This is a genomic window from Flavobacterium sp. HJJ (assembly GCF_015351475.1).
Taxonomy (GTDB): Bacteria; Bacteroidota; Bacteroidia; order Flavobacteriales; family Flavobacteriaceae; genus Flavobacterium; species Flavobacterium marginilacus.
This window is the reverse complement of sequence record NZ_JADKPR010000024.1, coordinates 20,721-31,970: the sequence shown is the minus strand read 5'-3', so window position 1 is coordinate 31,970 and position 11,250 is coordinate 20,721. Positions and strand designations below refer to the sequence as shown.

Sequence of the window (11,250 nt, the reverse complement as noted above, 5' to 3'; positions counted from 1 at the left end):
ATCCTTTCTGCTCTATGGTTCTACCAAAATTAATAGTTATAAACTTTTATTTTAAAAATTTTCACTTCCCCGGGTTTGATGATAGCTCCTCCTAAGGCTGTTTCGTCACCGTTTAAGCTATGACTTCTCATTTTCCCTTTTTCGAATGTAATTTCATCTACTGAAATGTAATCACTAAATGCTGTATTGGTTTTAGAACCGCTTACAGTAACTTGGATTCCTCCTACTCCTCCTGCAACAAGGAATTCATCCTTATTCAATTTTATAACTACTAAGCCCGCCGGGCTTCTGTCTTCTTCTCCAGCAATACCAAATCTACCACCCGTTTTCTTAAATAATCCAGCAGAAGAAAATCGAGACATGTAAACCGCAAAATCACCCATTTCGACACTGGTATCTGTATCGCCTTCCCCAAGATATAAACCAGTCAAGTTTGCAGTTCCGCGATATTTACTGATCTCAGATGAAATATTTTTCAAACAATCATAAACTTTTTTCAAAGAAACATCTTTTAAATCTGCGGTATTGAACAGACCATTTCCGTCAATACCAAAGGGAGCATAACCTATAGCATGATATTTACCAAAAGCGTAAAGAGCTCTAGCAGAACCTCCTAAATCCGGAGTTGTTTCAGGTATGAAAAGAGGATTTTGAGACAATGAAAATTCTTTACAAACCCAGTCAAATTCTTCTACTGCGTAGATATCTGCAGCGATTAAATCAATAGCAGGTGCGGCGGCTCTCCAAATATCAAGCACTTGTGGTAATGGCCCGCCCGAAGGGTATCGCCCTGGATTAGTCGATTTTGGTTGCTTAATCCATCCATTAGCAAACATTGGTAAAGCATATTGTTCTTTTCCCTTTTGGGCTATTTTTCCAATATATTTCGCTAAATTCCATGCCATGAAAATTTCTTCGGTATAAAAACTATAATTATTTTTCCAATCTTCGCCTTTGTATTTTTCTCCTTTTCCAAAAACTTCCTCCCAAGTTCCATTCATTTTAGAACCATTAGCCTCCCATACTTTCAATAAGCCAGGATACAAAGAACTTTTGTTCTTTGCTAAATAAGCCATTAATTCCTGCGGAACTTGTCCTTCAAAAGCTTTTGTAGCTGTTTGGCTGTAATCCCTTGGAGAACCCAGAATTCCGACTTCATTTTGCACTTGCATCATTATCACTGTTTGCTCTTTGCTATCTACTTTTTTGATATGATTCATTAAAGCTGAAAATGCTTTAGCATCTGCAGTAAGAGAATTTTCGCTAAAAGTTGAAAGCGTATTTAAGGATCTTCCCCCTTGGGATTCCATCAATGGATATTTTGCTGTATTTCTCTTTATCCATTCCGGCACATAAGTAGATTTTGCATTTTTCCAGGTGCCAAACCACAATACCACAAGTTTAAGTTTTTCTTTTCTGGCACCAACAATCATACTATCTACTAAGGTAAAATCAAATTTACCCTCAACTGGTTCTATAAGTTCCCAAGAAACGGGAGCAATCACAGTATTAAGATTGTTGTTTTTTAATTGTTTCCAAATAGGTCGCATATAATGTGCGCTTCCTGCACTTGAGTTATGTAGCTCTCCCGAAAGCATTAAAAAAGGTTTACCATTTACTATAAAATTTGTCTTTCCATTAATCTTCTCCAGACGAGGTAAAATTTGTTTTTGCGCTAATAAATTAGTAGCAATGGATAATGTTAAAATGTATAATATCTTTTTCATGTTGAATTAATTACGATTTTAAATATTTGTTTAGGAATTCAGCACTACGCTGAAATGATTTAATGGGTGAATTATCTACCCAATTTCTATGAGTTTCAAGAATTACAGCCTCAACACCATTTCGTTTTGCTGTTTCAATTAATGCATTCAGATTGATGTTTCCATCTCCCAACTCCATACTATCTGATTTCAGAATTGATCCCTTTTTGCCTTTTATCCGAATTCCTCTATCATTAACGTGCCAAAGCTTCATTCTGCTGCCAAGGACATCCATAAGTTGTGCAGCATCACAGCCAGCATCGATGGCCCAGTAGGAATCAAATTCAAAATTCACATACTGTGGATCTGTCTTTTCTAATAAAATTTGATAGGCAGTCTCACCTGATTCCACGCGACGAAACTCACAATTATGATTATGATAAAGAAGATTTATCCCTCCTTCATTCAATAATTTCCCAGCCTTGTTTAATTTTTCTGCTAATTCACAAACCGATTTATAATCCGAATAATCATAGCGAAACATTCCGGTAATCACAATATAATTAGCTCCATAGGCCTTTGCTTCTTCAATCCTTTTTTGCGGATTCTTCAGAATTTCTCCCAAATCTTCATGAATGCTAATAACTTTTAAACCTGAATCAGCAATCAATTTTTTCCAATCGAATCTTCCGCTTCTTCCAATTGGCATCCCTGCAAACCATGTTATAAGTGGAACAATCAATGGCATCTTTCGAATCATAAAGCCATTTAGCTCGATAGCGGTATAACCAGCATCTTTGACTGCTTGTAAAGTAAATCGAGCTTGTTTTTCATTTCCAATTACCGGTCGTAATTGAAACTGTTGAATTGCTTGTACTACCATTTTACTTCAAATTGATGAGAACCGGAACCAACTTCCTTCTCTGAAGTAGCTGAGGAAGAACCTCCTCCAATTACTACTTCTGTCAAATTCATTGAATTGGGCAAAATAATTTTAGCCGTTGTATTTGCCGGTACTTTAACTTTCAACGTTGCTTTATGGTCTGAAATTATTTTCCATTCTGAAGTAATCTCTCCATATACCGAATTGTATCTTCCCTTGGCATCTGTAATTTTTCCGGTAGTGTCGATTGTTGGACTAATTATAGTTTTTTTAAAGCCAGGAGCAGTTGGATCTGCATTTATACCCGCCATTGATCTGTAAACCCATTCTACTACAGATCCAAAAGCATAATGATTGTATGAATTCATTGTAGGGTCGCTTTTATCACTGTTCCAACGTTCCCACCAAGTAGTTGCTCCATTTTTTACCATATAACCCCAAGATGGATACGTCTCATTCAATAAAAGACGATAAGCCACATCTGCTCTGCCATTTTCAGAAAGAGCAAAAAGTAAATATGGTGTTCCTAAGAATCCTGTAGTCAAATGACCATCATGTGCCTCAATAGATTGCACCAATTTGTCTGTAACTACTTTCTGTAAAGATTCAGGTACCATACCGGTATGCAATGCAATTACATATGATGTCTGGCTACCAGTTCCAACTTTTCCATCTGCCGCAATAAATTGTTTTTGAAAAGCCGCTTTTATTTTATCTGCCAATTCAAGATATTTCTTTGCCTCCTCATTTCTATTTGTTGTGGTAGCCATTTGAGCCATCATTTTGGCTGTCATTCCCCAAAGTCCCGTGCTTATAAGATCATTATTCGTTGTTCCGTCGGGTGCTAACCAATCTCCTAGATATCCACCCGGGCGAATGTACTGATTGCTTTTTGCTGCAACGTAATCCATATAGCGTACCATGGCATTCCAATTTTCTTCTATAAGTCCTTTGTCTCCATATTGCATCCATGAATTCCAAGGAACGATTACACCTGCGTCTTCCCAGCCCGGAGAACCACTTTTTCTATTGTTTTTTGGAACAGCAGGAGCTGTATTTGTAAAACCACCCTCAACAGTTTGTTCATCAACTATATCTTTTAACCATTTATGGGTAAATGCAGCAATATCAAAATTATAAGTCCCTGTTCTCCAAAATACCTGACCATCTCCCGTGTAACCCATTCTTTCATCTCTTTGAGGGCAATCAGTAGGTACACTGATAAAATTACTTCGTTGTCCCCAAATGCCTAAGGAATACATTTTATTGATTAAAGGATTTGATGTTTCTACTACACCTGTAACATCTTCTACAGAACTAATTACTTCTGCGACAATATTATCATTAGTTAATTGACCTGGATAACCACTCACTTCAATATATCTGAACCCATGAAAAGTAAAATGCGGTGTAAAAACTTCATCTACTTTACCTTTTAAAACGTAATTATCTGTGGCTGTAGCATTACGTAAATTGTCTACATAAATACTGTCTTTGTTGCTTAACTTTTCAGCAAATCGCATTCTTACTACTGTCCCTGATGAGCCTTTAACTTTTAATTGAAGCCATCCAACTAAATTTTGCCCCATATCAATAATCCAATTACCTGAAGGTGTTTTGTGTATTGCTACAGGCTTTACTTTCATCGTAACCTTAACAGGATTATTTACTTGTGCAGATAAGAAATTGTTGTTACCCTTTTCTTCTTTGACTGTATTCCAGTTTTTATCATTAAATCCAACTTTATTCCATCCTGACTGCTCAAAACGTGCATCATAGAACTCACCGGCATAAATCTCAGATAACAATATTGGAGAGGCATCCGCTTTCCAAGTTTGGTCGGTTATTATTTTTTCAGTCGTTCCATCAGTATATTTGAGATGAATTTCGGCAAATAACTTATTGGCAGCTGGGCCATATAAATCATATTCCCCGTTCCAGCCCATAGGGCTTCCAAACCAACCATCACCCAACAATGAACCAATGGCATTTTGCCCCTTCTTCAATAAAGAAGCTATATCATAAGTTTGATAAGTGATACGTGAATTGTAATTGGTAAATTCTGGAGTTAATACTGCATTACTAACGCGTTGTCCATTCACATACACGCAATAACTCCCTAAAGCAGAAACATAAAGTCGTGCTGATGCTATATCTTTTTTTACATTTAATTCTTTGCGGAACATCGATGCAGACTCCACAAGTGGTCCTGGATCCAGTCCAAAATTCGGATCATTTAATTCACCTACCACCTTAGGTAATTTCCATTCAGAGTTATTATCATTTCTGGCCAACCATTTGCCGTCAGAAGTTTTGAATTTAGTAATAGTCCCCTTTGCATCCACAACTTTAAATAAGGCTGCAAACGTTGCATAATTACCAGCCAACGCCTTGCCAGTAGAAGGTGAAAACGAAGAAGTTCTAACAGCTGAAACCTTCACGTCTATGTTATTTTCACCTTTATGGAGGTATCCTAAAATTTCCTGACGTTCAAATGTTTGCCATGCTTTCGTTTTAGCCACTACTAATTTACCATTAACAAACAACTGATAATCACCACGTACTACTGTTTGTAAGCTGGCTATTTTTGGCAACTCATTAAAATTGACCTTTAATCTAAACCATGCTTTCGTTTTAGAAGGAACATCCAGAGCATCCTGATCGGACAACCAAACCCAACATACGTTTTCCCTATCGGAAATAGTCTTTTTATCAGTAAATGAAATCCATTTTGCTGTCCATTCCGAATTATTTAATATTCCCATTTCCCAAAAAGCAGCCGCTGACCACAACGAGACCTTGCCCTTGTTATCCCATACCCTGACTGCCCAATAGTATCTTTTTTGGGATTTCATTTTTGGTCCTGCATAAGGTATTGATACTGATTCACCATCCAAGATTTTTCCACTGTTCCAAACATCACATTCTTTTTCAGTTAAATGCTTAGGACTCGTAGCAACAATAATCTGATAAGCTGTTTGTAACCAATTTTCTTCCGAGGCATTTGTTTGCCATGATAAATTTGGATGTGAATTCCCAATTCCAATAGGGTTGACCAAATAATTGCATCTTAATTTTGCTGGCACAGTAGAATTTGATCCTCTTACCTGCAATAAGCTCAACAATATAAAAAATGCCATTAAAGTGTTTTTAAAAATTAAGCGCATAATCATTTAATTTAAGTGTTATTAGTGTCATAAAAAGATTAATTGGGGGAAATAGCAAAAGCCAAAGTAGCTACATCTTTATTCAACAGTGATAGTCCGGGTTTTACCATTCCAATATGATCAAATCCATCCAATTTATAAATCTTGGTCTTCTGATGACCTACCAATTTCATCATTCGCCACAACAAAGCATTTTCTTCATATCTACCCAAAAGTTCTTTTTCGGCATCTCCAGTAATCAAAACAATGGGCGGAGCATTCACTCGTACATGATATAATGGAGCAAATTCATCAATAATTAATTGCTTATTGGGTATTCCGTACTCTCGCCTTATCGTAAAATGTGTAACCACCTGGCCGCTCAAAGCAATTAGACCTGCAATACTGTCTGCATCTACATTATATTTGTTCAGATATTTTTTATCAAGTGTTACCATTAATCCGAGATATGCACCTGCAGAATGTCCTGACACAAAAATAAGTTTCTTATTTCCTCCAAATTCTTCAATATGTTTAAAAACCCAAGCAACTGCTGCTGCTGCATCCTCAATACATACCGTTGCTTTTACTTTAGGAGATAATCTGTATTCTATACCAACAACTGCATAACCTTTGTCTTTCAACTCATCGGGAATTTCCAGTTTACCACCTGTCAGACTACCACCATGTATCCATATAACGGTTGTAAAATTTTTTTTATCTGTCGGGTAATAGATATCAAGTTTACATTGCGACTTTTTATAGGTGTCATCGAGACTTGCACTATCTTCGTAATAATTAATATCTTTCTTAATTTCATATTTATACTGTACATTATCAATATTGTGGTTTGAATCAATTCCTGAAAAGGCACATAAGAAAAAAACAATGCTAAATAATGCTAAAACAGATTTGAGTGATTTACTTTTTATCATGATTTTAAGTAATTTAAATAAATTGATTATCCTTTTTTTATTTAATTTATTTTTTCCATACAAAAGAAGCTTGCATTACATCTTCTGAATTTGTACCTATATACACTGACTATGAATTGGTATAGTAAGAAGGAACAAAAAAGAAAGGCAGATACTATATATAAATTTGTTTTTCATTTTAAATGCAAAAATTTACAACCATTACTTAAAGTCTAGTTAGCTTAATGCCACTTATTATAGCTTGCCCTACCACTGGAATAAAATCAATTCGAACTCCCTTCCCATCTTTTACTTCAACTGAATAGGTTTTGATTAGCGCTGTCAGCATACTCGAATGTTCAAACAAATCAAATGATTTCGCAATTTCCTTCCCGTTGATATTTATATCAAAAATTCTCTTCCCAGCTTCATATTGCTCCAGCTCGCAAAATTGCAAATCTATTTCATAGCGGCCGTCAGGAACGTCAAACTTATAGGCCTTCATCCCTAACCGAGCTGTTTGAAAAAGAGGGGCAATATTTGTTGCCTTTATAGTTTGAGGAACATTCAAATTACTTCTTACTGTGCTATTTAAGTCAAGTCCAATCAATCCCCAGCTTCCTTCTCGATAAACTTGATCAGGTTGATAAATTACACGGTTATCAGGATCAGTAAAAAAACATTTGGATCCCGCATTGACAGCAACGACAAGATCTTTGTCTTTACTTGTACGCAAATCGGAAGGAAGAACTTTGAAATTAACTTCAAATGCATCCTTGTGAGTTCCTGAAATTACTTCAAGTAAATTTACGCCATCTTCAAAAGGTACATCATAAATCGCTGTAAAATCAATTATTTTTTGCTTACCAACTGATTTACCGTTTACAAACAGTTCTACCTCAGGCAAATTAGAAAACACCTTAACTTGCTGTTTGACAAAATTTTCGTTTGGTGCTGCCGTAGTTCCGATACGATCTGCCCAATTTCTAGATGCAATATAAAGTACTGGTTTTTTTGTCAATGCAGCTTGCATGAAATAATAAATATCTTTCGGCTGGCGATCATATTGAACAAGCCCTTTATTATTAATTCCTGGCATCGATTCTCCTCGTTTGGAAACTCCAAAATCAATAAAATTCCAAACTGATGATCCAATTACAAATGGTCTTTCAAGTATTTGCTTAAGATATGAAGAATGAAACAATTGCTGATATTCCATACTAAAATCATAGCTTTCTGGGCTTAAACTGTGAAGGCGTGTATCTGAACCACTACCGTACTCACTTATAATCAAGGGACGATTTGGGTATTTGGCATTTTCATCATCTAGAAATTTACCAAAATCTGCAAGTGTCGCTCTGTACCATCCTTCATAACGATTCCATCCAACAACATTGGGTAAATCACCGAGTCCTTTTTTGTTGTAAACTGGACTGGCATGAAATGCTAATACCGTAAGTCTGTTAGCGTCTTCTTTATGACAAATTGCTTCCAATTCTTTATGCAATTCTCCAAGCTCATCAGAATATCCACCTATTAATACCTCATTAGAGTATCCCCAAAAGACAACACAAGGATGATTATAATGTTGTCTGATCATCTCGGTTAGATTAATACGGCAATTTTCAAAAAACTCTTTTGTAGGCGTAATAGCATTCACGATTGGAATTTCTTCCCAAGCTATTAATCCTAGTTTATCACATGCTTCCAAAACAGAAGGATCTTGAGGATAATGCGAAATTCTAATATAATTAGCCCCCATATCTTTTATAAGTTTTATATCATATCTATTCAAATCATTACTTAATGCATTGCCTAGTCCTTTATAATCTTGATGTCTACATGCACCAATTAATTTTAAAGGTTTCCCGTTAAGCATAAATCCATTTTTTGTATCAGCGCTAAACCATCGAAATCCTAATGGATTTCCCACTTCATCAAGTACTTCACCCGTTTTTTCATTAATCACTTGAGTTGTTACCCTATATAAATATGGCGAATCTGGTGACCATAATTGTGGAGCTTTAATTATATCAGATAGTGCTGTAAAAGATATATTCTTTCCTGGTTCTGTTTTTAACTTGATAGTCGTTTCATTAACTGTTTTTCCATCAGCATCAACTATTGCATTTTTTATTTTTACCGATAAAACTTTAAGTCCTTCGTTTTTTACTTCCCCTCGGATTTTAACCCTAGCAGCATCATTACTTACTTCTGGAGTTTCTATAAATACTCCATTTGATCCATAATTGTCACTACGAAAATGTACTTGGTTATATTCTTCGAGATAGACATCTCGATAAATACCTCCCCAGAAATTAAAATCTGCACTAAATGCTGCAGGAGCAATAGATGGATTTAGCGTATTATCCACTTTTACAGCAATTTGATTAACCGCTTTATTTCCTTTATTCAAATACGATGTAATATCGAACCTGAAAGCCGAATATCCTCCTTGATGCCTTCCTACTTCCTTGCCATTTACAAACAAGTGAATATCTTGTAAAGCACCTTCAAAAAAAATGCAGTACTTTTTATTTTCAAGTATTGTGGCTATCAATTTCTTTCTATACCAACCAATTCCCTGGTAATAATTATTAGTTTTCAAAGCGTCGTCTGCATTCCATGTGTGTGGTAAATTAACAACTTTCCAATCCGTGTCATTAAAAGAAGGATCAGACGCCAAATTAATATCACTCCTTTCAAAGCGCCAAAATTCATTAATTGTTTCAATCTTTTGTTGAGCATTTGCTGCAATAGCTATGCTAAACAAAAACATTATAAATATTATTTTTTTCATAAATATTTTTCTTATTAGTTAGTTTCAAGCTATCTTTTTTATTTACAGAAGCTTTTATAACGATAGTCCCTTTTGTAATCCCAACTTCATTAAAAGTATCAATTGTGAAATAGTAGTCTTGTAAAGAGTTAAGGCTATCAATGGCTAATGATTCCGAACCCAATACCTGATAATTTTGATATAATTTGTCAGGTGACATCCCATAGCTAATATTGTAACCAGTTACTTTGTCATTTTTCTTCCAATTCAATGTTACATTATAGGCATCAACAGTATCTCTAACAGCAGAAAAAGACTCTACGGGCTTTGCTTTTTTTGTGTTGCCTTTTCCAAATACACGTAAATCAGAAATTGCAAATTTGCCGTCAGGAACATGGTAATTTGTTAATCGTATGTAACGAGCAGATACCGGTGCCTGCAATTCCACATAGTCATGAGGAATATCAGTTCTATTATTACTTTTATCTACGAGTGTTTTCCAATTTATTTTATCATTAGAATACTCTAATAAATATTGATAATAAATGATTCTGATCTACCTGTTACCAATGTGGCTTCATCATAATAATTTATATGAATGCTGCTTACTTTACATTTATCTAGTAAGTCAATTAATAACCACTCGCCCTTATCACTCCAATAATCCTAAATATTTTCGTTAGTAGCATAATTCTTTGAATGCCCTTCTATCTGGGATGAAACTTCTATTGGCTTATTACAGGAAAGCAACATTGCAGAAGGTTGATAATCTTCAGGGGACTTTATTTTTCTATTTGGCATTTCATGTGGAAAATCCCCAAATCCTGTGTAGGTATAAAACACTCCATCTTTGTCAAAAAATGCTGGAAACATTCCAATTCTTCTTTCAAATCTATGTTTCAATCCTACCAACATGGTAACAATATGCCATGTATTACCATGTTTATCTTGAAAAGTACTACTATGGCCTGCAGAGCACACAAAACCTTCAGGTTTATAGGAGAACGGATTATTATCGGCTAATTCAAAAGGTCCTAGAGGTTTATCACCTACATACAATCCATCATTATAACTTTTGTACTGAGTTCCCGGCGAAGCATACTGCAAAAAATATTTTCCATTATGTTTTGTTATCCAAGCACCTTCCAAAAATGGTCTTTTCTGTTCCGTATTGTAATTCCCTGTTCTTTCCCACCCATTTAATTTAGGATTGGTATTGCAAAGATTTTTTTCATCTCCAATAGTATTGAAGGTATTTGGATCAATTTCAATACCACGAATCGGCTTTGAGTTTGTTAACCCGTGATATAAATACAATCGACCATCATCGTCCAGAAACAAACAGGGATCACCAGCATAAATATCCATAGAATCTTTTGCAATTTCCCACTGCCCTATTAGTGGATCCACTGCTTTATAGATTCGGCGATCAAGTGCCATAAAATATAAAACATTGTTCATTACCAAAGCTGTTGGTGCATAGTCTTCCAATGGAAGCTGAGTACTAGTGACAAACGACCATTTCAAAAGATTATCTGAAACCCAATATCCTCCCGATTTGGATGCAAATAAATAGTATTTACCTTTAAACAGAACCATTGTAGGGTCTGCAGCCTCTCGACGAGAGGGCAAATCCGGTTGAAATTTGTAACTCAAATTTATTGGATTACAAAAAGTAGACTGATCAAATTTAATTTGAGCTTTACTATGGATCGAAATAAAGATAAATGAAATAAAAAGAGCTTTTTTTATATTAATTTTCTTCATTATTGAATCTTTTGAAACAAACATTATGAAACTACATAATCAAAGTTATAGTTGA

7 protein-coding genes are annotated in these 11,250 nt (G+C 35.3%); all 7 read right to left on the bottom strand.

Features of this window, described 5'->3' with window-relative positions; all coding sequences use genetic code 11:
- Window positions 1-29: 29 nt before the first annotated feature.
- Window positions 30-1,727 carry a DUF5597 domain-containing protein gene (locus tag IRZ80_RS16710; protein ID WP_194642733.1) on the bottom strand — a complete coding sequence of 566 codons (1,698 nt, stop codon included), beginning with the start codon at window positions 1,725-1,727 and terminating at the stop codon, window positions 30-32.
- Between the two features lie 10 nt (window positions 1,728-1,737).
- Window positions 1,738-2,589, bottom strand: coding sequence for a sugar phosphate isomerase/epimerase family protein (locus IRZ80_RS16705; RefSeq protein WP_194642731.1), 852 nt, complete (start codon window positions 2,587-2,589; stop codon window positions 1,738-1,740).
- Window positions 2,583-5,729: an alpha-L-rhamnosidase gene (locus IRZ80_RS16700; RefSeq protein WP_194642729.1), complete on the bottom strand. Its 3,147-nt coding sequence runs from the start codon at window positions 5,727-5,729 to the stop codon at window positions 2,583-2,585. Before IRZ80_RS16700 ends, IRZ80_RS16705 begins: the two co-directional genes overlap by 7 nt.
- Window positions 5,730-5,794: 65 nt before the next feature.
- A complete protein-coding gene (locus IRZ80_RS16695) occupies window positions 5,795-6,670 on the bottom strand; it encodes an alpha/beta hydrolase (protein WP_194642727.1) in 876 nt (291 codons plus the stop codon).
- 205 nt (window positions 6,671-6,875) lie between these two features.
- The gene (locus IRZ80_RS16690; RefSeq protein ID WP_194642725.1) at window positions 6,876-9,449 is read right to left on the bottom strand and encodes a glycoside hydrolase family 2 TIM barrel-domain containing protein; all 2,574 of its coding nucleotides are present in this window, start codon (window positions 9,447-9,449) and stop codon (window positions 6,876-6,878) included.
- Window positions 9,415-9,975: a discoidin domain-containing protein gene (locus IRZ80_RS16685; RefSeq protein ID WP_317174783.1), complete on the bottom strand. Its 561-nt coding sequence runs from the start codon at window positions 9,973-9,975 to the stop codon at window positions 9,415-9,417. The genes IRZ80_RS16690 and IRZ80_RS16685 overlap by 35 nt, the downstream gene beginning before the upstream one ends.
- Before the next feature lie 119 nt (window positions 9,976-10,094).
- Complete coding sequence (locus tag IRZ80_RS16680) at window positions 10,095-11,195, bottom strand: family 43 glycosylhydrolase (protein ID WP_194642723.1); 1,101 nt, start codon at window positions 11,193-11,195, stop codon at window positions 10,095-10,097.
- Between the last annotated feature and the right edge of the window lie 55 nt (window positions 11,196-11,250).